The organism is Kitasatospora sp. YST-16 (assembly GCF_026802215.1).
GTDB lineage: Bacteria > Actinomycetota > Actinomycetes > Streptomycetales > Streptomycetaceae > Kitasatospora > Kitasatospora cineracea.
Window position 1 is genome coordinate 4,181,572 of sequence record NZ_CP113837.1, and the last position, 23,805, is coordinate 4,205,376.

A 23,805-nucleotide genomic window follows, 5' to 3' on the forward strand; every position below is an offset into this window, starting at 1 on the left:
GATGTCGCTCGACGTTCAGACCTGGCTCCGCACCGCCGGAACCCCGGGCCACGCGGCCCCGACGACCGCCCTGCTGCCCGGCCTGCCCGGTGCCGACGAGCGGCTGCACGCCGTGATCGCCGCCGCCGCCAGCTTCGAGGAACGCGCCGCGGCCCGCGACGACGGGCAGGCGCTGTTCGCCCCCGACCCGGCCGAGGACCGGCGCAGCCGCACCGCCGCCGTCGAGACCTGGCTGCGCCGCGCCGCGGGCGACCAGCGCTCCGCCGGGGTGCTGCTCGACCACCTCGCCGAGACCGGCCGCCCGCTCGGCGACGGCCTGCGCCGGGTCCGCCTCACCGACCCGGCCAAGCTGCCGAGTTGGGCGTACCCGCTGGCCGTGTTCCTGCGCGCCCAGAGCCAGGCGCCCGCCACCGGCCCGGGCGCGGTCGCGGCCGGCTTCCGGGCCGCCGCCGACGCCCTGCTGCCCGCCGGGGAGGGCTCGGTGCTGGGCGTCCCGGTCACCGCGAAGGGCCGCGCCGACGTGGTCGGCACCCTGACCGGACGGCTGGTCGAGGTCGCCAACCTCACCCTCTGCCAGGAGTTCCAGCTCGCCACCGGCCGTCCCCGCGCCACGAGTTGGGACGCCGAGGGCGGCCCGGACGCCTCCGCCGCGGGCTGGCTGGCCCGGCTGGAGCGGCTGCCCGCGCTGGCCTACCTGATCGGCACCGTCTGCCGGCAGTGGCAGGAGATGTACACCGAGATGTTCGCCCGGCTCTCCGCCGACCGGGCCGGCCTGGTCGAGCAGATGTGGGGCGGCACCGACCCGGGCGCGCTGGACTCGGTGCACGGCGACGCGGGCGACCGGCACGCCCAGGGCCGCTCGGTGGCGCTGCTGCGCTTCGAGAGCGGCGCGGGCGTGGTCTACAAGCCCAAGGACATGCGGCACGCCACCGCCTTCCTCGGCCTGGTCGAGCGCCTCAACCGCGAACTGAGCCTCGACCTGCCGCTGCGCACCGTGCTGGTCCGCTCCGACCGCGGCGACGACGGCCACGGCGCCTCGCTCAGCACCGACTGCTCCGGCGACTACGGCTGGGAGGAGCTCGTCCCGTCCCGCCCCTGCGCCGACCGCGCGGGCTTCGCCCGGTTCTACCGCCGCCTCGGCATGACCATCCGGCTGGTGCAGCTGCTGGAGGGCCGCGACATGTGGGCCGACAACCTGCTGGCAGACGGCGAGCACCCCGTCCTGATCGACCTGGAGTGCCTGCTCTACCCGCGCGTGCAGAACCCGCCGGTGCTCAAGGAGGCCCAGCACGCCCTGCTGGACGAGCTGGAGACCACCGTGGTGCGCACCGCGATGGCCTTCCAGGCGTGGACCCCGGCCGGGCGCACCGACGCCCTGGACATCGGCTGCCTGTCCCGGGTCGGCAGCCTGGAGGTCGTCCCCGGCGTGCCCGCGCTGCCCATCACCGCCTACCGGCCGGTGCACGACGGACAGCCCGCCGACCCGTGGCAGTACAGCGACGAGGTGGTCGACGGCTACCGCGAGATGCAGGCCGCGCTGTACCGGATCCGCGGCGAACTCGCCGACGCCGAAGGGCCGTTGAGCGGCTTCCGGGGCGTCTGGGTGCGCTACATCTGGCGGCACACCTGGGACGGCTACAAGATCCTGCGCGCCTCCACCAGCCCGCTCGCCCTGGACGACGGCGCGACCCGGGAGACCGTCATCGCGGGCGCCCTGCGCGGCGCCGTCACCGCCCGCTCCGGCGACCCGGACCGCGGCGACCTGCTGGAGGTGGTGCTCGCCGAGCTCGACTCCTTCCGCACCCTGGACATCCCGTTCTTCCGCTCGCTGACCACCTCCTCCTCGGTGTTCACCGCCGACGGCCGCGAGATCCCCGGCCACTTCCGCTCCACCGGCTGGCAGCGCCTGCAGCAGCGGGTCGCCGAACTCGACGGCTTCGACCTGGACACCCACGTCGCCGTGCTCTCCGGCTGCGTGGACGCCGCCCGGGCCGGCACCGAGGAGCCCCCCGCCAAGCCGATGAAGCCGCTGGCCGCCGCCGAACCCCCGTCCCCCGGCGAGCTGTTGAGCGAGGCCGTCGCCGTCGGCGACCGGATCCTGGCCGCCCGGCGCGGCACCGGCTGGGTCGCCCAGGGCTGGTACCCGGGCACCGGCCTGCGCCAGGTCGAGGTGCTCGGCCCCGACCTGGCCTCCGGCACCCTCGGCATCGCCCTGTTCCTCGCCGAACTCTGGTCCGCCACCGGCGAACCGCGCTTCCACCGGGCCGCCCACGCCCTGCTCGCCGAGGCCGCCGCGCTGATCGACCCGGCCGAACCCAAGGCGTTCGCCTTCGCCGGGGACTCCCGGCTGGCCTCCGGCGCGCCCGTCCCCGGCGGCCTCTTCGGCCCCGGCGCGATCATCCACGGCCTGGCCCGCGGCGGACTGCTGCTCGGCGAGGCCGACTTCCTCACCGCCGCGCAGGCCCTGGTCCCCGGCGCGATGTCGGTCGCCGAGTCCGCCTCCAGCCGCCCCGGCCGCCCGGTCCGGACCCCGCACGCCGACGTGCCGCTCGGCACCGCCGGCCTGCTGCTCAACCTGCTGCGGCTGCGCCGCGCCGCGGGCGCCGGCCACGCCGACACCGACCAGGCGATCCGGCAGCTCGCCGACACCGCCCTCGGCCAACTCGCCGACGAGACAACCGCGTTCGACTTCCTGGAGCTCGTCCCCGGCGGCACCGACTCGATCGCCGCCGCGCTCGCCCGCACCCTCGCCGAGGCCCCCGCGCTGCTCGCCGACCCCGAGGACGTCCGGGCCCGGCTGCACGCCCACCGCTTCGCCACCGGCACCCGGGCCGGCCGGCTCGCCTGCCTGGACACCGCCGTCTCGCTCGGCGCCGACGCCGTCGACGGGGCCGACCTCGGCGCCCTCGCCCCGCCCGTCACCGGCCCCGAACTCGCCGCCCTGACCGGCCGCGCCCTGCTCTCCGCCGCCACCGAGGCGCTCACCGCCGCCGAGGCGGGCCTGGTGCACACGCTGCCCGAGGACGCCACCGAGGCGCTGCTGCCCGGCCCGTTCTACGACGGCCGCGAGGCCGCCGCCCTGATGGTCCGCGAACTGCTCACCCGCCACCGCCTGCACGGCACCTGGTTCCCGGACCGGGCCGCGCACGACGCCGTCAACCTCGGTGCGCTGGACGGCACCGTCGCCGTCGGCCTGCTGCTGCTGCGCCTGCACGACGCCTCCGCCGCCCCGCTCGCCACCCTGCGCTGACCGCGCGCCGCTTCGAGGAGTACCCGCCATGTCCGAACTCATCGGCTTCAAACGCCACTTCACCCCGTACGTGGTCGACGGCGAGGCCGTCTACCTGGTCTCCGAGCGCGGCGTCTCGGTGGTCGACGGCCGGCTCGCCCAGGCCCTCGCCCCGCTGCTGGACGGCACCCGCACCGCCGAGCAGATCGGCGCCGCCCTGGACGGCGTCGTCCCCGTCGACAAGCTCCGCGCCGGCGTCGACAAGCTCCGGGCGGGTGGCTGGGTCACCGCAGCCGACCCGGCCACCGACCGCCCCGGCGCGGCCTTCTTCGAGATGGCCGGGCAGGACGGCGACACCGCGATGACCGCGCTGCGCACCGCCACCGTCAGGGTCGAGGTGCACGGCGAACTCGACCCGGCCCCGTTCCTGGCCGCCCTGGCCGCCGCGGGCGTCACCGTCGACCAGGACGCCGAGTTCACCGTCGCCCTCACCGACGACTACCTGCACCCCGGCCTGGCCGCACGCAACCGGCAGGCCCTCGCCGACGGCCGCCCCTGGCTGCTGGCCCGCCCGGTCGGCTCGATCGTCTGGGTCGGCCCGGTGTTCAGCCCGGACGCCGAGGACACCGACGGCTCGGGCTGCTGGGAGTGCCTGGCGCACCGGCTGTCCGCCAACCGGCAGTCGCTCAGCTACCTGCAGCACCGCCTCGGCCAGGACCAGCCGATCTCCACCGCCGGCGCCCACCTGCCCGCCACCCTGGCGCTCGGCACCCAGCTCGCCGCCCTGGAGACCGCCAAGTGGCTGGCCGGCGCCCGCCCGCCGCAGCCCGCCGTCACCACCCTGGACACCGTGCTGCTGGAGAGCGAGAAGCACGTCCTGGTGCGCCGCCCGCAGTGCCCGTCCTGCGGCGACGACGCGATGGTCTCCAGGCGCCAACTCGCCCCCGTCGCCTTCGAGTCCCGCCCCAAGGCGTTCACCGCCGACGGCGGCCACCGCTCCGCCTCGCCCGAGGACATGCTGGAGAAGTACCGCCCCCAGCTCAGCCCGGTCACCGGCGTGGTCACCACCCTGGTCCCCGCCGCCCGCACCCCCACCGGCCTGCGGGTCTACGTCTCCGGGCAGAACCTGTCCCGGCAGAGCGGCGACCTCAAGCAGCTGCGCACCGGCCTGCGCTCGGTCTCCTGCGGCAAGGGCCGCACCGACGTCCAGGCCCGGGCCTCCGCGCTCGGCGAGGCGATGGAGCGCTTCTCCGGCGTCTTCCAGGGCGACGAGGCCCGCCGCACCGCGACCTTCGCCGAACTCGGCGACGCCGCGATCCACCCCGAGCGCACCCTGCTGTACTCCGCGAAGCAGTACGCCGAGCGCGACCGCTGGAACGTCAAGCAGTCGATGTTCAACATCGTCCCCGTCCCGTTCCGCGCGGACGACCCGATCGAGTGGTCCCCGGCCTGGTCGCTGACCGAGCAGCGCCACCGCTGGCTGCCCACCCAGGCGATGTACTACGGCTACCGGCACAGCGGCCGGTTCTACGCCGCGGGCGACTCCAACGGCTGCGCGGCCGGCACCTCCTTCGAGGACGCCGTCCTCCAGGGCTTCCTGGAACTCGTCGAACGGGACGCCGTCGCCCTGTGGTGGTACAACCGCGTCCAGCGCCCCGCCGTCGACCTGGACGCCTTCGGCGACCCGTACGTCGACCAGCTCCGCGAGGTCTACCGCGGCCTGCGCCGGGAGATCTGGGCACTCGACCTGACCGCCGACTTCGGCATCCCCGTGGTCGGCGCGTTCTCCCGGAGGGTTGACGCGGGCAACGGCACCAACGAGGACGTGCTGATCGCCTTCGGCGCCCACCTGGACCCGCACATCGCGCTCACCCGCGCCCTGACCGAGATGAACCAGTTCCTCGGCCCGGTCGCCGGCGACGAGCACGGCAGGGTCAGCTACGCGGGCGCCGACCCCGAGCAGAAGGCCTGGTGGACCACCGCCACCGTCGCCAACCAGCCCTACCTGCTGCCCGACCCGCACGCCCCGCGCTCCACCCCCGCCAGCTGGCTCCCGCTCGCGGGCCCCGACCTCGCCGACGACCTCGCGCTCGTCCAGAAGATCGTCGAGGACCGCGGCATGGAGTTCCTGGTCGCCGACCAGACCCGCCCCGACGTGGGGCTGCCCGTCGCCCGGGTGATCGTCCCCGGCATGCGGCACTTCTGGGCCAGGTTCGCGCCCGGCCGGCTCTACGACGTCCCGGTCCGGCTCGGCTGGCTGGACACCCCGACCCCGGAGAGCGAGCTCAACCCGATCCCCATCTTCATCTGACCGCACGCGGGGCAGCCGGGCCCGGCTGCCCCGCCCCTCCGGGGAGGTACACCATGACCGTCATCGACACCCTGCCACCCGCCCCCGCCACCGGGGGCCACCACCCGCTGCGCCGCCTGCTGCGGCTGCGCCCCGAGGTCGAGGTCACCGCCCAGGGCGCCGACGTCGAACTCGCCCACCCGTGGGGCCGCCAGCGCGTCCACGCCCTCGGCGAGCGCACCGTCGCCGCGCTGCTCGACCTCACCCGCACCGACGCCGACCTCGACCTGCTCGCCCTCGACCACGTCCGGCTGCTCAAACTGCTCGAACGCTTCCCGTACCTGGTCACCACCACCGTCGCCGACCCGCTCGGCACCCCGCTGGCCACCGCCGTGCCGATCGCCCGCTCCGCCGCCCTGCCCGGATTCGCCCGCCCCACCGGCGAGTTGGTGCTCTCCCGGTTCGCCTACCTGCGCCGCCTGCCGGACGGCCAGGGCCAGGACGGCGAGAGCTGCGTCCTCGAATCGCCGATGGCCCCGTTCCGCCTCACCCTGCACCAGGCCGCCGCGGGCGCCTTCGTCGCCGCGCTCAGCGCCTCCCGGACCGCCGAGGAGGCCGCCCTGCTGGCCGGGATGAGCCCCGGCGAGGGCGAGGCGCTGGCCGGACTGCTCGCGGGCGGCGGATTCCTGGACGCGGGCAAGGGCGCCGAGGCCCCGCTCTGGGACTTCCACGACCTGCTGTTCCACGCCCGCAGCCGCCCCGGTCGGCACGACTACCCCACCGGCGGCGTCTTCGCCCACCAGGACGTCCCGCAGCTGCCCGCGGTCTCCGCCCCCGGCTCCCGCGAGGAGGGCGAGGGCATCGACCTGCCCGTCCCCGACTGGGACACCGTGGTCGCCCGCGACCCCGCGCTCAGCGAGGTCCTGGAAGGCCGCCGCTCGGTGCGCAGCTACGCCGACACCCCCGTCACCCTCGACCAACTCGCCGAACTGCTCTACCGGGTGGCCCGGGTCCGCCGGGTCATCCCCGGCGACCCCGCCGACCCGCACGGCTACGACGGCGTCGAACGCCCCTACCCGGCCGGCGGCGCCACCGGCGAACTCGAGGTCTACCTCTCGGTGGTCAAGTGCGTCGGCCTGGAGCCCGGCGTCTACCGCTACGACGCCGCCGCCCACCGGCTGCGCCCCCGCCCGTTCCAGCACCCCGGCGAGGAGGCCGCGTTCAGCGAACTCGTCACCGCCGCCTGGCGCGCCACCGCCTGCACCGTCGACCCGCAGGTGCTGCTCACCGTCACCAGCCGGTTCGGCCGGCTCTCCTGGAAGTACAGCCAGATCGCCTACGCGCTGACCCTCAAGCACGTCGGCGTGCTCTACCAGACGCTCTACCTGGTGGCCACCGCCATGGGCCTGGCCCCCTGCGGCCTCGGCTCCGGCGACACCGACGCCGCCGCCCGCGCCCTCGGCCTGGACTGGACGGCGGAGTCCTCGGTCGGCGAGTTCCTGATCGGCAGCCGCCCGGCCGGCGTGCCGCGCACCGCGCACGGCTTCGCGGACGTGGTGGCCGCCGCCCGCGCCGGGGAGGGCTTCGGCGAGAACTTCTGACGACCCGTCCGGACGCACGCACGCCTGCGACCCGTCAGCGGGAATCTGACGGGTCGTCGGCGAGCCCTGCCCCTTCCACCTACAGCCAGCCGCACTCGCGGGCGATCCGGATCGCGTCGCAGCGGTTGCGGGCCCTGGTCTTGGCGATCGCCGCCGAGACGTAGTTGCGCACCGTCCCCGGCGAGAGCGACAGCGCCGCGGCCGCCTCCCGCACCGTGCTGCCCTCGGCGATCTCGCCCAGCACCGCCAGCTCCCGGCGGCTCAGCGGCCCGGCCTGCCCGGTGCGCACCACGTCCAGCACCAGCCGCGGGTCGTACACCCGGCCGCCGCGGGCCAGTTCGCGCACCGCCGCGATCAGCGCCGGCGCCTGCACGTCCTTCAGCAGGACCCCGGCCGCGCCCTCCACCAGCGCCCGCCGCGACTCCGCCGTCCGCGGCAGGGCCGGCACCAGCAGCAGCACCGCCGCGCCCGGCGCCGCCTGCTGCACCAGCCGGGCCAGCACCGGCCCGTCCGCCTGCTCCGGGTCCAGCCCCAGCACCGCCACCGCGGGCCGCACCCGGGCCGCCGCCGCGACGGCCTCCTCGCCGCCGGCCGCCTCGGCGACCACCGCGAGGTCCTCCTCCCGGTCCAGCAGGGCCCCCAGCCCCGAACGGAACAGGTGGTGCCCGTCGGCCAGCAGCACCTGCGCCGCCGGCTGCGCCGCGGTCCCGCCGATCGGGAACCGGTGCGCCAAGTCCCGCTGCCCCAGCGGGCGTTCCAGTGCGGTCGTCATCCGCGCGCCTCCCCGGTCCGCTCCGGCCCGATCAGCCCCAGCCCCAGGTCCCGGACTGCTGCGGGGCGCTGGTGGTCGGGGACGGGGTCGGGCTGCCGGACGGCACCGGGCTCGGGTCCGTCACGCCGGGGCCGACCACGCTCGCCTGCGCCGCGTCGTCCGGCCGCTGCGGGCCGTCCGCGACCGCCGCGTCGGCCGCGACCACGGCGCCCGGCCGGGCCGGGCCGGCCAGTTCGGCGGCGGTGGCGACGCCGCCCACGGCCAGTGCGCCAATCATGGCAATCGTGACAATACGGATGTTCAGCGACATGGGAGTGCCCGATCCTCTCGCGTTCGGCTGACCCCGGGCTGCCACCGGGGGTGTGGTGCGATCCGCCGCCAGGTGCCCGGTGCGGTCCGCGTCCCCCGCCGGGGGCTGCTGCCGCGTCCTCGCTCCGTCGTCCTGCCGACAACAACGAGAGTGCTCCCCGGAGCCCCTCCGTGTCAGTAGCCGGAGCTGGCACCAGAGTGCCGTGACACTGTGAGGACAGCTCCCCGACCTGCTTGTTGATGCACCGTCAGCTGTGGGCGCGGTCCTGCCACAGGCCCAGCGCGAACCACGGATCCGCCTCGCAGTGCGCCACCGACCAGCCCGCCAGCGGCCCGTCCGGCCCCACCAGCGCCGCAGCGCCCGCCCGCAGCGCCCACTCCGCGGCCAGCAGCGAAGCGGCCGTCAGGAAGCAGACCGCCGCCAGCCCGTCCGCCCCCTCCCGCACCCGGGCGTGGCACACCCGGGCCCGGTCCAGCGGCAGCCGCAGCAGCGCGGCCCGCACCGGACCGGCCCCGGCGGACTCCGCGCACCGCCCCGCGGCGGACGGCGGGACCAACTCCAGGCGGATCGCGTACATCCGTCCAGCGTGGCAAATCCCGAACCGATCCGCGCGGTACGGCGGGTGTCACATCCCCGCCTGGCACGAAGATGACAGTTGTCTGGTGGTCTTCACGCCTCGCCCACCCGTGCGACAGAATCTCCGCAAGCCATTTCTTCACACTGACCTGTCGTCGGCACCAGCCGGGCGCCGGTCAGCACGAATCCGGGGGGCGCGCCGCACCACGGCGCGCTGGAGGTCGACATGGGCAGAACCACGCGGACGGGCACGGGCCGGAGCACGCGGAAGACCGGCCGTTGACCGCCGGCGGCCCGATCGGGCTCGACGCGTTCGGCGAGGCGGTGTACCGCGCCATGCTGCTGCACCCCGACCTCGACACCGGCGGCCTGGCCGGGCACCTCGACTCCACCGAGGCCGAGATCGGCGACGCCCTCGACCGGCTCGCCGACCTCGCCCTCACCCGCCCCGCCAGCTGCGGCACCCGCTGGCGCGCCGTCAACCCCGAACGCGGCCTCGCCGCCCTGCTCGCCCACCAGGAGGCCGAGGAGGCCCGCCGCCAGCGCGAGGCCGAACGCAGCCGCGCCGCGATGGCCGGCCTGATCGCCGAGTACGCCAGCATCCACGCCCCCGGCGCGGGCGGGCAGCGCGGCATCGAGATGCTCTCCAGCCTCGACCAGGTCCGCGACCGGCTGATCCAGCTCGCCTCCGACGCCACCGCCGAGGTGCTCTCCTTCGCCCCCGGCGGCCCGCAGCCCGCCCCCGTCATGGAAGCCAGCCGCACCCTCGACCAGGAGACCCTGGAACGCGGCGTCCGGATGCGCACCGTCTACCAGGACAGCGTCCGCAACGACCCCGCCACCGTCCAGTACGCCCGCTGGCTGCACGGCCTCGGCGGCGCCGTCCGGACCACCCCCACCCTCCCGCTGCGCATGATCGTGGTCGACAACGCCACCGCCATCGTCCCGATCGACCCCGACGACCCCCGCAAGGGCGCCGTCCTGCTGCAGAGCCCCGGCGTCGTCACCGCCCTGCGCGCCCTCTTCGACCAGGTCTGGGAACACGCCCGCCCGCTCGGCGAGAGCACCCAGCGCGACCCGCACGGCCTCACCGGCCAGGAGCGCGAACTCCTCCGCCTGCTCGCCGAGGGCCTCACCGACGAACGGGCCGGCCAGCGCCTGGGCGTCTCCCTGCGCACCGTCCGCCGCATGATGGCCGACCTGATGGTCCGGATGGACGCCCGCAGCCGCTTCCAGGCCGGCATCCAGGTCGCCGCCCTCGGCTGGCTGGAGGCCGCCGAGGACGCCTCCGCCTGAGGCCCCGTCACGACGCGCGGCCCCCGCCCCCGCGGAAGGGGACGGGGGCCGCGCGCACGGACCCGGCGGACTTACCGGTAGTAGCCGGTGATGTCGGCGATCAGGTCCACGGTGCCGTCGTTGTTGTACAGGTCGACCTTGCCGTTCACGACCGGGACGACGACCAGGTTGGGGACGGTCTGCCCGGGGGTGAAGTTGAGGTTCGAGGCGGAGGTCCGCTGCGTCCCGTTCGGGTAGACCGCGACGAAGCTCGGGCTGGTCGGGTTGGTCGCCGTCACGTTCAGCACCACGGCCTTCGCGTCCGCCGGCACCCCGGCCGGCCCCGCCACCCGCAGGGTGACCGTCCGGCCCGCGCCGACCTTGGCCTGCGGGGCGCCCAGGCCGGTGCGGGTGTCCATCAGCCAGGCCGGGCCCGCGCTGACGAACGACGCGCCGCCGCCCCGGGTGTAGTACCCGGAGATGTCGGCGATCAGGTCCACGGTGCCGTCGTTGTTGTACAGGTCGACCTTGCCGTTCACCACGGGGACGACGACCAGGTTGGGGACGGTCTGCCCGGGGGTGAAGTTGAGGTTCGACGCGGACGAGCGGGGCTGCCCGTCCGGGTAGACCGCGACGAAGCTCGGGCTGGTCGGGTTGGTGGCCGTCACGTTCAGCACCACCGCGGTGATGTCGTTCGGGACGGTGGTGCCGTTGCCCAGGCTCGCGCCCGCGACCTGGAGGGTGATCGACCGGGTCGGACCGACCTTGGCCTTCGCCGCACCGGTGCCGTCCCGGGTGTCCAGCAGCCGGTACGGGCCCGCGGTGGACAGCTTCGAGGCGCCCGACGGCGAGTAGTACCCGGTGATGTCGGCGATCAGGTCCACGGTGCCGTCGTTGTTGTACAGGTCGACCTTGCCGTTCACCACGGGGACGATCACCAGGTTGGGGACGGTCTGCCCCGGGGTGAAGTTGAGGTTCGACGCGGACGAGCGGGGCTGCCCGTCCGGGTAGACCGCGACGAAGCTCGGGCTGGTCGGGTTGGTGGCCGTCACGTTCAGCACCACCGCGGTGATGTCGTTCGGGACGGTGGTGCCGTTGCCCAGGCTCGCGCCCGCGACCTGCAGGGTGATCGACCGGGTCGGACCGACCTTGGCCTTCGTCGCACCGGTGCCGTCCCGGGTGTCCAGCAGCCGGTACGGGCCCGCCGGGGTGTAACCGCTGGGCGCGGGCGCGCTGTTGGCGACCACCTGGACGTCGGAGGACTTCAGGTACGCCAGCCGGTGGTCGAACCGGATCGGGTAGTAGGTGTCGGTGCCGACCACCCGGGTGCGGTCCTTGGGCGCGTCGCCGTTGATGTTCTGCGCGTAGTAGAAGTCGCTGTCCAGCGCCACCGGGCTGCCCGCCAGGTAGCCCTGGCCGGCCGGGACGGTCGCGGTGTACGCCACCGGCTCCAGGTTGGCGGTGCTGATCTCCGCCGGGTACGCCGACAGCTCCGGGTAGGTGCGCCCGTAGACCGGGATCGAGGCGGCCCCCGGCTTCGCGGCCAGCACCACCTGGCCGGGACGGTCGTCCGCCACGCCCGCGGTGAAGCCCGGGTTGGCGAACCAGGCCTTCTTCCCGCCGTACCAGACCGCCGTCCAGTCGCCCTGCTGCTCGGCCACCACGAAGCTGGTGCCGGCCACCGCCTTGGCCCGGACGTCCGCGGCCTGGGTGGTGCCGCCGTTGATCAGGGTGCCGCTGTTCGGACCGGTGTACAGGTAGACGAAGTTCTCCGGCCGCGCCGGGATCCCGTCCACCGGCGGGGTGTTGGTCGCGTCGAAGGCCGGGGCGATGGTCACCTTGCCGCCCGGCAGCAGCACGCCGCCCGCGTTGGCCCGCACCGGCGCGCCGAGCAGGTCCATGTAGTGGTTCCAGTCCCAGAACGTGCCCGGGTCCCAGTGCATGCCCGAGATCGTCGCCTGGGTCGGCCCCGGCACGTCGTCGTGGCCGATGATGTGCTCGCGGTCCAGCGGCACCCCGTACTTCGCCGCCAGGTAGCGCACCAGGGTCGCCGAGGACTGGTACAGCTGCTCCGAGTACCAGGGCTGGGTCCCGGTCGGGAACGCGTAGCCCTCGTGCTCGACGCCGATGCTGTGCATGTTGACCGTCTTGTTGCCGGCCTGCCAGGCGATGTTCTTGTTGTTCACCAGCTGGGTGACGTGGCCGTCGCTCGCCCGCACGATGTAGTGCGCGCTGGCCTGCGACTTCGGGTTCTGGAAGGTCTGGATCGACCCGGCGTACCCGCCCTCGGTGTCGTGGATCACGATGTACTCGATCCGGTCCCCGTCGTCGGGCCGGTTGGCGATCGTGTAGTTGCCGTACGAGGTCGGGTCGGCGGCGTTCGTCAAGTCGTACGCCGCCTCCTGGAAGTCGCAGTTCAGCGCGGTCGGGCACTCGACCGGGTGCGGCTCGGGGTTCGACGACAGCGGGGCCAGCGCCGGGCGCGCCGTGCCGCGCGAGGCGGCGGCCGTCCCGGTCCGGCCGTCGGCGGTGCCCGCGGCGGCCGTCCCGTCGGCGGCCTTCGGCGCGTCCTTGCCGCGGACGGCCCGGTCCTTGCCCTTGGTCGGGGCGGCGGCGGCCACCGGCAGCGCGGGCAGCGAGCCCTGGCCGTCGGCGGAGCTGCGCGGCGCGCCCTCGGTGCTCGCGGAGCCCTGCGCGACCCCGGTGTCGGCGGGCAGTTCGACCCGCTCGCCGTCCGAGGTGGTCCGGGCCGCGCCGATCCGGATGGTGTTGTACACCCGGTCGGCGAAGGCGTGGCCGCTCGCGTCGTCGGTCGCCTCGCTGAACCGGGCCACCGACTCGTACCAGGCGGCGGGGTCGCCGGAGACCGGCCGGCCCGCGTCCTTCTGGTACTTCACCAGCAGCGCCGCCGCACCGCGGATCGACTGCGCCGGGTCCGACTTCAGCTGCGCGGACGGGCGCTTGATCAGCTGCGCGGCGCGCTCCAGCGTGTGCAGCGCGGGGGAGTCCACCACCGGCACCGGCGCGGGCTCCGCGGCCGGCGCGGTGCCGTCGCCCCGCCCGTCCGTCTCCGGGCCCGGGCCCTGGGCGAGCGCCTTGGCGACCGCGGCCGGGTCGACCTCGGTCAGGCCCATCACGTTGTAGTTGCCGGTGGTGCTCGGCTGTCCGTCGTGCTGCTCCCAGCGGCTCTGCTGGTAGGAGAGCGCCAGCAGCACGCTCTGCGGGACGTGGAACTCGCCGGCGGCCGCCGTGAAGGCGCTGCGCAGCCGGTCGCCGGGCGCCGCGGCGGCGGCCCGGTCGTCGGCCGAGGCGAGCAGGGACAGGGTGGTCGCGGTGACGGCCACGGCGGCCGTCAGGGCCAGCGGTATCCGCAGGCGGTGGGTGCGGCGGTGCCGTCCGTTGCCGGCCGGCGGGTCCTGGTGGGCGGTCAAGGAGGAGCGGGCCTTCCGGACGAGTCCGGCCGCGGTGGCCGGCACGGGCGGGAAACGGACCCGGTGCGCACGACGAAGCGGCGCCGGGGCGAGCGCTGACGCTAGCACCGATCGATACGCACCCGGACGACCGGAGGTTGCCCGCTTCCGGTGAAGGTCCGGTGAAGGCCGCTCCGGCCCTGCTCAGGCCCGGCGCGCCGGCCGGACAGAACCTACCGCCGGTGCTTGCCGCTGGTCGGCGCCGGGGCCGGGTACGGGATCCGCAGCTTGCGGGCGAACGGCGCCACCGAGGCGCCCACGCCCAGCGGACGGGCCAGCACGAACAGCGAGACCAGCACCGCCAGCGCACCCGCCGCCAGGCCGGTCAGACTGCCGAACAGGCCCGCGCCGAACCGCCCCGCCAGCCAGTGCGCGGCCAGCGCACCCGGCAGGCAGGCCACCACCAGGCCCAGGTGCAGCACCACCAGCCGGCCGCCCTCCAGCCCGCTGCCGCGCCGCCGCACCCCCAGGTCCACCGTGGCGTTCGCCCCCGGCGCGAAGGCGTCGGTGCGCAGCACCATCGTCTCGTCCGCGCCCCCGCCCGCCCGCTGCTGCGCGGGCACCGCCGCCGGGGGAGCGCCCTTCGCCAGCCGGCGGCCCAGCGCCACGCCGGTCACCACCGCCGACAGGGTGGCCGCCACGGTGTGCGCCACCGCCATGCCGATCACCTTGTAGCGCAGCGGCAGCGTCTCGTACGCCACCCAGCACAGCGCCGCGTTGGTGCCGGTGGAGATCAGGGTCAGCCAGAACGGCGTCCGGGCGTCGCCCATCGCGTAGAAGCCGCGGGCCAGGCCGTACTGGGCGCAGAACGCGGGCAGGCCGACCGCGAAGGCCATCAGCAGCAGGCCGACCACCATCGCGTCGTCGTGCACGTGCGACCCGGAGCCGTAGCCGTACGCGGCCATCGCGATCTGCGAGCCCAGCGCGAAGAACAGCACCGCCGCGGTGACCACCATCGCCGCCGAGGAGCGCAGCACGCCCGCCAGGTCCTCGCCGATCTTCCGGTAGTCGCCCGCCGTCGCGGCCCGGGCCATGCCCGGCAGCAGCGCCGTCACCAGCGACACCGTGATCACGCCCTGCGGGACCACGAACAGCGCGTAGGCGTTGTTGTAGGCCGTGAAGCCGCGGCCGCCCAGGATGCCCGCGTCCTTCGCCGCGGTGCCCGCGCTGGTGCTCAGGCTGGTGATCACCGCGAAGGACAGCTGGGTGGCCACCACCAGGGCCAGCGCCCAGCCCGCCGCGCGCAGCGGCCGGGTCAGGCCCGCGCCGCGCCAGTCGAAGCGCGGGCGGTAGGTGAAGCGGGCCGAGCGCAGCGAGGGCAGCAGCGCGGCGGCCTGCACCACGATGCCCAGCGTCGAGCCGAGGCCCAGCAGCATGGCGTCCCCGCCGCTCACCTCGTTCGCCTCGTAGGCGTGCCGGCCCATCGCCAGGTAGCCGCCGAACACGGCGATCGCGACCACGTTGTTCAGCACCGGCGTCCACATCATGGCGCCGAACCGGTCGCGGGCGTTCAGCACCTGCCCGAGCAGGGTGAAGACGCCGTAGAAGAGGATCTGCGGCAGGCAGTACCGGGCGAAGGTGATCGCCAGTTCGCGCTGCACGGGGTCGTCGAACCCCGAGTAGAAGTCGACGATCTGCGGGGCGAACAGCCAGGCGCCGACCGTCAGCACCACCAGGATCACCCCGCACAGGGTGAGCAGCCGGTCGCTGTAGGCCTGGCCGCCGTCCTGGTGGGTCTGCATCGCGTGCACCAGCTCCGGCACGAACACCGAGGCCAGCACGCCGCCGAGCAGCATCATGTAGACGATGTTCGGCAGCGAGTTCGCCACGCTGAACGCGTCACCGGCCGGGCCGGTGGCCAGCGCCGCCACGATCACCGCGCTGCGCACGAAGCCCAGCGCCCGGGAGGCCAGCGAACCCATCGCCATGATCAGGCCGTTGCGGCCGGTGGAGGCGGCGGGCTTCGCGGCCGGGGGCTTCGGGGCGGCCGGCTCCTCGCCGGACCGCGGCGGCGGCACCGGCCGCTCCACCGGCCGCGGCGGCAGCGGGGGCTGCCCGAACTGCTCGAAGGCCTGGGCGGGGATCCGGCCCAGCTGCATGGTCGGCTGGTCCTGCCCGGGGTACGGCTGCCCCTGCGGCGGGTAGGACGGAACGCCCTGCTGCCGGTACGGGTCGTGCTGCGGGCGGGCGCCGTCCGGGTGGTACGGATCGCCCTGCGGCGGGTAGGGGGCGCCCTGGGCCTGTGCCTGGTACGGGTCGCCGGAGCCGTCCGCGGTGTGCATGGTCATCGGACCCCCCGTCGATCGGTGCCCGTCCGGCGCTGCGTGGGATGAGTGCGGGAGATTCGGCCCTGGTCCGGACTCCGCCTGCCGGTTGCAGGGTGCACCAGCCGCAGAAGTCTGCCCCACTTCGGCACCCGATGGGGAGTCGGGTGCCGACCGGCGGGGTGTTCGAGCCGGTCGCACCGGTGTCCGGGGGCCTTGCGGCACCGGCCGGGGAGCGCCGTTTGCGCCCGGAAACACGCGGAATGCTGCCCGCGCCGTTCCCCCGCCCGGAGGAGGCCGGAAACGCGGTGTGACGTTGCTCACGATCCGTCAGGAGCGGCCCGGATCGCGCTCCGTGGCCTACTCCACCGGCGGCAGCGGCGGGGCCAGCACCCGCTGCACCCGGGGCCGGGCCCGCCGGCGCAGCAGCCGGACGTCCCGGCCGAACCGGCCCGGCAGCCACAGCTCCACCGCCAGCGCCGGGCCGGCCAGCGCGACCACCGCCGCCGCCCAGCCGGCCGGCACGTCGCTCGGCCAGTGCACGCCCAGCGCGATCCTGGTCCAGCCCACCGCCAGCACCGCCAGCGCCGCCGCGCCGGCCGCCGCCACCCGCACCGGCCGCTCCGCCCGCGGCCACGCCAGCACCAGCAGCGCCCCGCAGGTGACCGCCGAGGCCAGCGCGTGCCCGGACGGGAAGGACAGGCCGGAGCCGACCGCCACCGGGTCGGCGAAGTGCGGCCGGGGCCGCCCGGCCAGCGCCCGGCCGCCCCGGCCGCCGCCCAGCCCAGCAGCGTCGCCGCCACCGCCCAGCCCGCCAGCACCCGGGCGCCCAGCGCCCACAGCCACACCGCGACCGCCCCGAGCAGCGCCCGCATCACCCAGGGCGCGCCCAGGTCGGCCAGCGTCTGCATGGCGGCCGTCCACACCGGGTGGCGCAGCGCGTACCGGTGCAGCACCGACACCCAGCCCTGGTCCAGCCGGGCCAGCGGCCCCCAGCCGGTCTTCACCAGCACCAGCAGCACGGTGAACACCAGCGCACCCGCGAGCGCCGGCCAGGCACAACGGAGCACCCTCGGGCGTTGTACCCGGGGACGGGCCGCGGAGCGCCCGGCGGGCGCCCGGGAGCCGGGGTCGGTGGACTGGTGCATGACAGACACCTTCCCAGCGCCAGGAGGCGAACCGGCGCTGACCCGATCGCGATTCGGCATCGGTTGTGCGGACGCCGCGCGAAGGCTCCGCGAAGGGTTCGCGCCGGTCCGGTGCCCGCCGCAGGCCCGGCGCGGCGCGTGCGCGGCGTCCGGAGCCGGTCACGCTGCGTGTACCGATCGGATGAAAATCGGCAGGATACTGCATCCCCGGCGAAAAACTGAGCCACTTGGGAATGTTGTCCGATTTCTGTGCGTTGGATCGTTACGTGTGAGCCACGAACGGCCCACACGGTTGTGCCGAGCGGCGGAACGGAGCGCCACCGGCAGCGTCAGTGAGGGAGCAAGCATGGCCACCCGTGCCGTCGTACGCGACAGGGCCGATCGGACTCGCACCGCCCGCCCGACCAACCTCGAAGCCGACCGTGACCTGGTCGGCATGTACCTCGACGAGATCGCCAGGACGCCCCTGCTCGATGCCGCGGAGGAGGTCGAGCTGTCCCTGCGGATCGAGGCCGGGGTCTTCGCCCAGCACCTGCTCGACGAGGAGGAGTCCCTCGACGGCGTCACCACCGAGGAGCTGCAGGCGATAGCGGACGACGCCGAGCGCGCCAAGGACGTCTTCATCCGCTCCAACCTCCGCCTGGTCGTCGCGGTGGCCCGCCGCTACCCGCGCAGCGGCCTCCCGCTGCTCGACCTGATCCAGGAGGGCAACGCCGGCTTGGTCCGCGCCGTGGAGAAGTTCGACTACTCCAAGGGCTTCAAGTTCTCCACCTACGCGACGTGGTGGATCCGCCAGGCGATCACCCGTTCCATCGCCGACCAGTCCCGCACCATCCGCCTCCCCGTCCACCTGGTCGAGGAGCTCGGCCGGATCCGCCGGGTCCAGCGCGAGAAGGCCAAGGAGCTGGGCCGCGAGCCCGAGCCCGCCGAGATCGCCGCCGAGCTGGACACCACCGAGCAGCGCGTCAAGGACGTGCTGGACTGGGCCCGGGACCCGGTCAGCCTCAACATGTCGGTCGACGACGAGGGCGAGACCCAGTTCGGAGACCTGGTGGAGGACACCGGCGCGGTCTCCCCGGAGGACGCGGTGATGGTGATGCTGCGCCGCGAGGAGCTGGACGACCTGATCGGCCGCCTCGACGACCGCACCGCCTCCATCATCCGCAGCCGCTACGGCATGGAGGACGGCCGCGAGCGCACGCTGACCGAGGTCGGCAAGCAGCACGGCCTGACCCGCGAGCGGATCCGCCAGATCGAGAAGCACGCCCTCGCCGAACTCAAGAAGATCGCCGACCACGCGGGCTTCGAGGCCGCCTGACCGGCCGCCCCGCCGGGGCCCGCGGCCGCCCTACAGTGGAGGACATGACCTCCCCGGACGACGCACCGCAGCCCGAGCCCCGGCCCGCCCCCGCCCCCAGGCCCCGACTGGTCTTCACGGACCCGTTCGAGCAGCAGACCTCCGACGACACCGACCGCGGCTGGGGCGACGCGTCGGGGGAGCGGGGGCTGGACTGGTACCGCAGCCAGCGGCCCCCGCACCACGGGGAGAAGTGACGTAACGGGATCAGCCGCGGCGCACCAGCGCGTCGCGGATCTCGGTGAGCAGGACGACCTCCTTCTCCTCGGCCTCCAGGGCCTCCTCCTCCAACGACCTGCGCTTCCGCATGAAGTGGTTCATCGGCAGGATCAGCAGGAAGTACACGACGGCGGCGGTGATCAGGAAGGTGAGCGCGGCGCTCAGCACCGAACCCCAGAGGATGTAGACGCCCGAGGTGACGTTCCCGGCGGCGTCCACCTCGCAGGGGCCCTTGAGGCAGGACTTGTAGACGGACAGGTCCTTGGTGCCGAACACGCCGACCAGCGGGTTGATCACGCCCTTGACGAACGCGTTGATGACGGTGGTGAAGGCCGCGCCGATGACGACGGCGACGGCCAGGTCCACCACGTTTCCGCGGAGCAGGAATTCCTTGAAGCCTTTCATGCCGCGTCGAACGGCGGACGCCCCCGAAGGTCACGGGTGAAATCCGACGTCACCGGGTTGACGCCAGGGGGCACCCGCCCGCCCCGCCGACCGACGGCGGAGCCCCGCGCGGCGGCCCGCACAGCAACCCCGCAGCCAGCACCAGGCACCCCACCGCCACCACCCCGCCCCGCCGCCGCACCACCCCCCGCAACCGGTGGCGACCCGACGCCACCCCCCGGATCGGCGGAAAATCAGGCACCTCACGGCGCGGCGGAACCAGCACCGCAGGCAGCGGCGGCAACACAGAGGACGTCATCACAGACCCTTCCCGACCGGACCCCGCGGCCCCGAACAGGGCCGCGCCGGCCATCCTGCGCCCCGCCCCGCCACCCCGCCCCGGCATTTCCCCACCCTGTGGACAACCCCGCCCCTGTGGAAAACCGACCCCACCCGCCCGAGTGAACCACTACGCCACCCGGCCCACCCCCGTCAACACCCCCGCCCCACCGTCCGAAGGAACCCGCGTAACCCGCCCCCACCGCAACAGGAACCCCGCAGCCCGACCGCTCGGTGGGGGCTAGCCCATGTCGAAGCGGCCGGACTTGACCGCCGTGACGAAGGCGGTGAAGGCGGCCTCGGTGAAGAGCAGGCCGGGTCCGTGGGGGTCCTTGGAGTCGCGGACCGGGACGAGGCCGTGGGTGGCGGTGAACTCGGGCGCGAACTCGACGCAGTTGCCGCCGTCGGTGCTGTGGCTGCTCTTCGTCCAGCGGGCACCGGACAGGTCGATGCGGGTCATGTGCGTTCCTCCCACGGCGGATGCGGCGTTCTCGGCGGCCGATCGTACGTTCCGGGTGAAGCCGCCCGGGTGGGGTTTCCCGGTTTTGGGCATGAAGAAGCCCCGCGCGCCCAGATGGTTGGTCTGCGGGGCCGGGTGGTGCTGGTGGTAGGTCAGTTCGCGTCGAAGCGGCCGGACTTGACCGCGGTGACGAAGGCGGTGAAGGCGGTCTCGGTGAAGAGCAGGGCGGGTCCGTGGGGGTCCTTGGAGTCGCGGACCGGGACGAGGCCATGGGTGGCGGCGAACTCGGGCGCGAACTCGACGCAGTCTCCGCCGTCGGTGCTGTAACTGCTCTTCACCCAGCGGGTGTTGGGCAGGTCGATGTGGGTCATGCGAGTTCCTCCCGAGCAGTTCGGATCATGGCGAGTGAAGCTACCGTTGAGAGGGACTCCACCAGGAGCAGATCGTAGCGCTTGGACCAGGACGCAACGGTCTCCCGACCCCGCTCCATATAGCCTCGGGCCAGGGATTCCGCATAGCCGAGCACCGACCGGTCGGGGAGGGTGAGCAGGACCACCGGCATCCTGAACGGTACCCGCTCTCCGAGGTCGAACGGGGCGATCTGCAACACCACTTGAGGGCTCGCAGCCAGGGCTTCGAGGTGGGCGAGTTGCTCCGCCATGACTTCGGGGCCGCCCACGATGCGACGGATGCACCCTTCATCCAGCACCGCGTGGACGAGGGGTGCGGTGGGGCGTCGAAAGGTCTGCTGCCGGTTCTCCAAGAAGGACACCCGGGCCTCCGCCTGGGCCTCGGTGATGTCCCCGCGCCGTGCTGCTGCCATCGCCAAGGCCGAGGCGTAGGCGGGAGTCTGGAACTGGCTCGGAACGACACCCAACTGGAAGGTGCGGAGCACCCGGCACCTGGCCTCGGCCTCGACGTACTCAGAGAACCCCTCCACCAGGCTCGCGTTCGAGTAGAGCCGCCAGAGTTCCTGGAAGCGCGAGCCGGTACCGAACACTTCGTCGGCCTTGACAGCGAATGTATAAGTCAGTGCCCGCTTACCTCGTTCGATGAGCGAGATGTAGCCGTTCGTGTAGCCCATCTGTTTGGAGAGCCTGACTTGCGACCAGCCACGGGCCGCCCGTGACCTGGCGAGTTCCCGGCCGAAGCGCAGGGCAGGGGATGACACAACATCAACTTCGTTGTCGGTTTCCATGGTTGCTCCCCTTCAACAGGCCGGAACAGTCAACGGTCAAGCCCTGGCGAGCGTAGCCGTTCCCGCCGATGCTTGTGACGCACAGAACGCAGAAGGAAGCGGACGGTGACCGGCGTGCGGGAGCTCGGTCCGGGCGCGTGAACGCTTCTCGAAACCCTCCTTGCGCAGCGCAACCACTCCCATGAGGTCGATCGTCATGCCGAACCGCCAACCCCCGGAGCCGACAGCGAAGTTGACGATCCGGGTCTACACCGTGCGGGCCGACGGGGCCCGGGTGCAGGTCTCGTCCTGCACGTCCGACGAGGACTGCTTCCCGCCGCTGGTCTCCGCGCTGATCTGGCCGGCCTGCCGGTGCCCGCGCTGCGGCGGCCGCGACGCGGTCCGCGCGCCGGACGCGGCCTGACCCCCTGCCTCCCCCGACACCCGAACGAAAGGACGCACGTGTTGTACACCGGACAGCCGTTGGAGGTGGTCGATGCCCTCCGGCGCTTCCTGCGTGACGGGTTCGCCGACTCCGAGCAGGCCGCCGACCTGTTGGAGCGGGCGTTCCGGATGGCCCGGCTGGAGCCGCCGCCGGGGCTCTCGCCGGTCTACCGGAGCGACGTGCCGGCGCAGTACGGGGGCGTCGCGCTGGGGTGCGCGGGCCTGCCGTGGGTGCAGCGGCTGGCCGAGGCGCTGCTCGAACTCGCCTTCCTGCGCGGCGACCTGCACCCCGCCCGGCCCGGTGCCGGGGTCCGTCCGGTGCTGGGGGCGGCCCCGTGACCGACGGGCAGGAGGAACTCCGGGCGCGGGCCTGGGTGATCGCCGACCGGCTGGCGGGAGCCAGCGGCGGGGAGGCCCGGGTGATCACGCTTCCGGACGGCTACCGGATCGAACTGCACTTCACCGCCCGGGCGCCGGACGAGGCCGGGGTGGTGGCCGCGATCGCGCTGGGTGACCGCTGGGGCCACCGCTACTCGCCGCCGGAGCGCAACGGCGGGGTGGCGAAGGAGAGCGTGTGGAGCGAGGTCCGCCTGCCGCCGCCCGACGGCCGACCGGCCCCGGGCAGCACGGAGCCCCGTCCGGCGCGGCCGGACGGGGCTCCGCGGAGAGCGGGTCAGCTCGCGGTGGACGCGGAGCCGGAGCTGCTCTTCGCCGTCGAGGCGGCGGAGGAGCCGGAAGAACCCGAGGAGCTCGACGAGCCCGACGAGGAAGAGGTGGAGGACGAGGACGTCGAGGACGTCGAGGAGGCCGACGACGAGCCCACCGAGCTGCTGGAGCTGGAGCGGCTGTCGGTGCGGTAGAAGCCGGAGCCCTTGAAGACCACGCCCACGGCCGAGAAGACCTTGCGGAGCTTCCCCTGGCAGTCGGGGCACGTGGTCAGCGCGTCGTCGCTGAACTTCTGCACCGCCTCGAGGCCGTTGCCGCACTCGGTGCACTGGTACTGGTACGTGGGCACTTTCCGCTTCCTCCTGTCACTCCCCCTGGCACTCTCACGCCATGAGTGCTAACGACGGTCCATGATGCGGCATTCCGCTGGTGGAGTCCAGCCGCTCAGCCGCGTCGGGCGGCCGGTGCCGCCTCCTCGCGGACCGCGCCTCCCCGTGCCACGGTACGGGTCGCGGGGGCCGGAACCAGCAGCAGGCGGCGCATCGTGACGAGCGCCACCAGGCCGAGACCGGAGCCGACCAGGGCGACGGTGAAGCCGAGCGAGGGCCCGGAGCGGTCGATCAGCTGTCCGGCGGCGGTGGAGCCGAGGGCCAGGCCGAGGCCGATCGAGCCGGTCAGCCAGGTGAACGCCTCGGTCTTGGCGCCGTCCGCGACCAGGGTCTCCACCAGGGTGAAGCCGGTGATCAGGGTGGGGGCGATGGCCAGGCCGCAGAACAGGCCCGCCACGGTCAGCGCGACCAGGTTGGGCATCGCCCACAGGGTGGAGCAGCCGAGCACCAGCAGCGCGTAGCAGGCGACCATCCGCTGCCGGGCGCTGCTGCGCCACGGGACCAGGCCGTAGAGCACGCCCGCCACCATCGAGCCGGTGGCGAACAGCCCGTAGACCAGGCCGCTGAGCCCGCCGGAGCCGGCGTCCTCGGCGAAAGCGGTGATCGAGACCTGCAGGGTGCCGAAGACGGTGCCCAGGCCGAGGAAGGCTCCGGCCAGCAGCCGGACGCCGGGGGAGGAGAGGGCGGAGGCGCGCCGGTCGCCGGGGGCGGCGGGGCCGGTGGGCGCGGGGGCGGTGTCCCGGCGGGCGGCGAAGGCCAGGCCGCCCAGCAGGGTCAGGGCGGCTTCGGCGGCGAGTCCGGCGGACGGGTCGACCAGGGTGGCGATGCCGGTGGCCAGCATCGGGCCGATGACGAAGGTGAACTCGTCGGTGACGGACTCGAAGGCGAAGGCGGTGTTCATCAGGGCGGGCCGCTCGCCCAGCCGGTGCACCCAGCGGGCCCGGACCATCGCGCCGACCTGGGGCACCGCGGCGCCGGCCGGGGCGGCGGCCAGGAACAGCGTCCAGTCGGGGGCGCCGGCGCGGGCCAGCACGATCAGGGCGGCGACCGCGCCGCCGTGCACCAGGACGGCCGGGACCAGCACGGCGGCCTGGCCGTACCGGTCGGCGAGCCGTCCGGTCTGCGGGCCGATCAGGGCCTGCGAGACGGCGGCGGCCGCGGCGACCGCGCCGGCCAGGCCGTAGGAGCCGGTGGTGTCGTGCACCAGCAGCACGATGCCGAGGCTGAGCATGGCGTACGGCAGCCGGGCGACCAGGGCGGGGAGCAGGAAGGTCCAGGCCCGGGGGGTGCGCAGCAGCGCTCCGTAGCCGGTGCCGCGGGGGCCGTGGGAGGTGGTGTCGTCGACCGGTCGGCGCGCCGCCACGGTCGGTCCTCTCTGCTGCCTGGTAGCGCCGCGCGGGTGGGACCGGCCGGGCGCCGAGGGTCGTCCTCTCGC

The 23,805-nt window shown here is 74.3% G+C and carries 20 protein-coding genes; 8 read left to right on the forward strand and 12 right to left on the reverse strand.

Annotated features, from left to right (window positions below; translation table 11 throughout):
• The first annotated feature begins 1 nt into the window (after nt 1).
• From OU787_RS19245 to OU787_RS19255, 3 genes are read left to right on the forward strand one after another with little or no spacing between them, the layout of a single operon-like run.
• On the forward strand, nt 2-3,250 hold the full coding sequence (locus OU787_RS19245; protein ID WP_268660116.1) for a type 2 lanthipeptide synthetase LanM: 3,249 nt from the start codon (nt 2-4) through the stop codon (nt 3,248-3,250).
• Nucleotides 3,251-3,278: 28 nt separating this feature from the next.
• Nucleotides 3,279-5,540, forward strand: coding sequence for a TOMM precursor leader peptide-binding protein (locus OU787_RS19250; protein WP_268660117.1), 2,262 nt, complete (start codon nt 3,279-3,281; stop codon nt 5,538-5,540).
• A 53-nt stretch (nt 5,541-5,593) separates the two neighbouring features.
• Nucleotides 5,594-7,120: a SagB family peptide dehydrogenase gene (locus tag OU787_RS19255; protein WP_268660118.1), complete on the forward strand. Its 1,527-nt coding sequence runs from the start codon at nt 5,594-5,596 to the stop codon at nt 7,118-7,120.
• A gap of 79 nt (nt 7,121-7,199) precedes the next feature.
• Here OU787_RS19255 and OU787_RS19260 read toward each other — a convergent pair whose 3' ends face one another.
• From OU787_RS19260 to OU787_RS19270, 3 genes are all read right to left on the reverse strand, one after another.
• Nucleotides 7,200-7,892, reverse strand: a complete 693-nt coding sequence (locus OU787_RS19260; RefSeq protein WP_268660119.1) for a response regulator transcription factor — start codon at nt 7,890-7,892, stop codon at nt 7,200-7,202.
• Nucleotides 7,893-7,923: 31 nt separating this feature from the next.
• Nucleotides 7,924-8,169, reverse strand: a complete 246-nt coding sequence (locus OU787_RS19265) for a hypothetical protein (protein ID WP_268660120.1) — start codon at nt 8,167-8,169, stop codon at nt 7,924-7,926.
• Nucleotides 8,170-8,449: 280 nt separating this feature from the next.
• Complete coding sequence (locus OU787_RS19270; RefSeq protein WP_268660121.1) at nt 8,450-8,779, reverse strand: hypothetical protein; 330 nt, start codon at nt 8,777-8,779, stop codon at nt 8,450-8,452.
• Between the two features lie 278 nt (nt 8,780-9,057).
• Here OU787_RS19270 and OU787_RS19275 point away from each other — a divergent pair, with 278 nt between their 5' ends.
• Nucleotides 9,058-10,074, forward strand: a complete 1,017-nt coding sequence (locus tag OU787_RS19275) for a LuxR C-terminal-related transcriptional regulator (protein WP_030459025.1) — start codon at nt 9,058-9,060, stop codon at nt 10,072-10,074.
• Nucleotides 10,075-10,145: 71 nt separating this feature from the next.
• On the opposite strand, the gene OU787_RS19280 is transcribed toward OU787_RS19275, so the two are convergent.
• From OU787_RS19280 to OU787_RS19290, 3 genes are all read right to left on the reverse strand, one after another.
• Complete coding sequence (locus OU787_RS19280; RefSeq protein WP_268660122.1) at nt 10,146-13,529, reverse strand: N-acetylmuramoyl-L-alanine amidase; 3,384 nt, start codon at nt 13,527-13,529, stop codon at nt 10,146-10,148.
• Nucleotides 13,530-13,696: 167 nt separating this feature from the next.
• The gene (gene murJ, locus OU787_RS19285) at nt 13,697-15,811 is read right to left on the reverse strand and encodes a murein biosynthesis integral membrane protein MurJ (RefSeq protein ID WP_063759582.1); all 2,115 of its coding nucleotides are present in this window, start codon (nt 15,809-15,811) and stop codon (nt 13,697-13,699) included.
• A gap of 336 nt (nt 15,812-16,147) precedes the next feature.
• Complete coding sequence (locus OU787_RS19290; protein WP_268660123.1) at nt 16,148-16,627, reverse strand: phosphatase PAP2 family protein; 480 nt, start codon at nt 16,625-16,627, stop codon at nt 16,148-16,150.
• Between the two features lie 654 nt (nt 16,628-17,281).
• Here OU787_RS19290 and OU787_RS19295 point away from each other — a divergent pair.
• Both OU787_RS19295 and OU787_RS19300 read left to right on the forward strand, forming a co-directional pair.
• Nucleotides 17,282-18,253 carry a sigma-70 family RNA polymerase sigma factor gene (locus OU787_RS19295; protein WP_030459022.1) on the forward strand — a complete coding sequence of 324 codons (972 nt, stop codon included), beginning with the start codon at nt 17,282-17,284 and terminating at the stop codon, nt 18,251-18,253.
• Between the two features lie 44 nt (nt 18,254-18,297).
• Nucleotides 18,298-18,489 carry a hypothetical protein gene (locus OU787_RS19300; protein ID WP_030459021.1) on the forward strand — a complete coding sequence of 64 codons (192 nt, stop codon included), beginning with the start codon at nt 18,298-18,300 and terminating at the stop codon, nt 18,487-18,489.
• Nucleotides 18,490-18,499: 10 nt separating this feature from the next.
• On the opposite strand, the gene mscL is transcribed toward OU787_RS19300, so the two are convergent.
• From mscL to OU787_RS19320, 4 genes are all read right to left on the reverse strand, one after another.
• A complete protein-coding gene (mscL, locus tag OU787_RS19305; protein ID WP_030459020.1) occupies nt 18,500-18,916 on the reverse strand; it encodes a large conductance mechanosensitive channel protein MscL in 417 nt (138 codons plus the stop codon).
• Between the two features lie 559 nt (nt 18,917-19,475).
• Nucleotides 19,476-19,694, reverse strand: a complete 219-nt coding sequence (locus OU787_RS19310) for a DUF397 domain-containing protein (RefSeq protein ID WP_268660124.1) — start codon at nt 19,692-19,694, stop codon at nt 19,476-19,478.
• A 152-nt stretch (nt 19,695-19,846) separates the two neighbouring features.
• The gene (locus OU787_RS19315; protein WP_268660125.1) at nt 19,847-20,065 is read right to left on the reverse strand and encodes a DUF397 domain-containing protein; all 219 of its coding nucleotides are present in this window, start codon (nt 20,063-20,065) and stop codon (nt 19,847-19,849) included.
• On the reverse strand, nt 20,062-20,892 hold the full coding sequence (locus OU787_RS19320; protein WP_268660126.1) for a helix-turn-helix domain-containing protein: 831 nt from the start codon (nt 20,890-20,892) through the stop codon (nt 20,062-20,064). Before OU787_RS19320 ends, OU787_RS19315 begins: the two co-directional genes overlap by 4 nt.
• Before the next feature lie 196 nt (nt 20,893-21,088).
• Here OU787_RS19320 and OU787_RS19325 point away from each other — a divergent pair, with 196 nt between their 5' ends.
• On the forward strand, nt 21,089-21,295 hold the full coding sequence (locus OU787_RS19325) for a hypothetical protein (RefSeq protein ID WP_157852561.1): 207 nt from the start codon (nt 21,089-21,091) through the stop codon (nt 21,293-21,295).
• Between the two features lie 38 nt (nt 21,296-21,333).
• Nucleotides 21,334-21,654 carry a hypothetical protein gene (locus tag OU787_RS19330; protein WP_268660127.1) on the forward strand — a complete coding sequence of 107 codons (321 nt, stop codon included), beginning with the start codon at nt 21,334-21,336 and terminating at the stop codon, nt 21,652-21,654.
• 334 nt (nt 21,655-21,988) lie between these two features.
• Here OU787_RS19330 and OU787_RS19335 read toward each other — a convergent pair whose 3' ends face one another.
• Both OU787_RS19335 and OU787_RS19340 read right to left on the reverse strand, forming a co-directional pair.
• Nucleotides 21,989-22,330, reverse strand: coding sequence for an FmdB family zinc ribbon protein (locus tag OU787_RS19335; RefSeq protein WP_268660128.1), 342 nt, complete (start codon nt 22,328-22,330; stop codon nt 21,989-21,991).
• Between the two features lie 95 nt (nt 22,331-22,425).
• The gene (locus OU787_RS19340; protein ID WP_268660129.1) at nt 22,426-23,733 is read right to left on the reverse strand and encodes an MFS transporter; all 1,308 of its coding nucleotides are present in this window, start codon (nt 23,731-23,733) and stop codon (nt 22,426-22,428) included.
• Nucleotides 23,734-23,805: the final 72 nt, after the last annotated feature.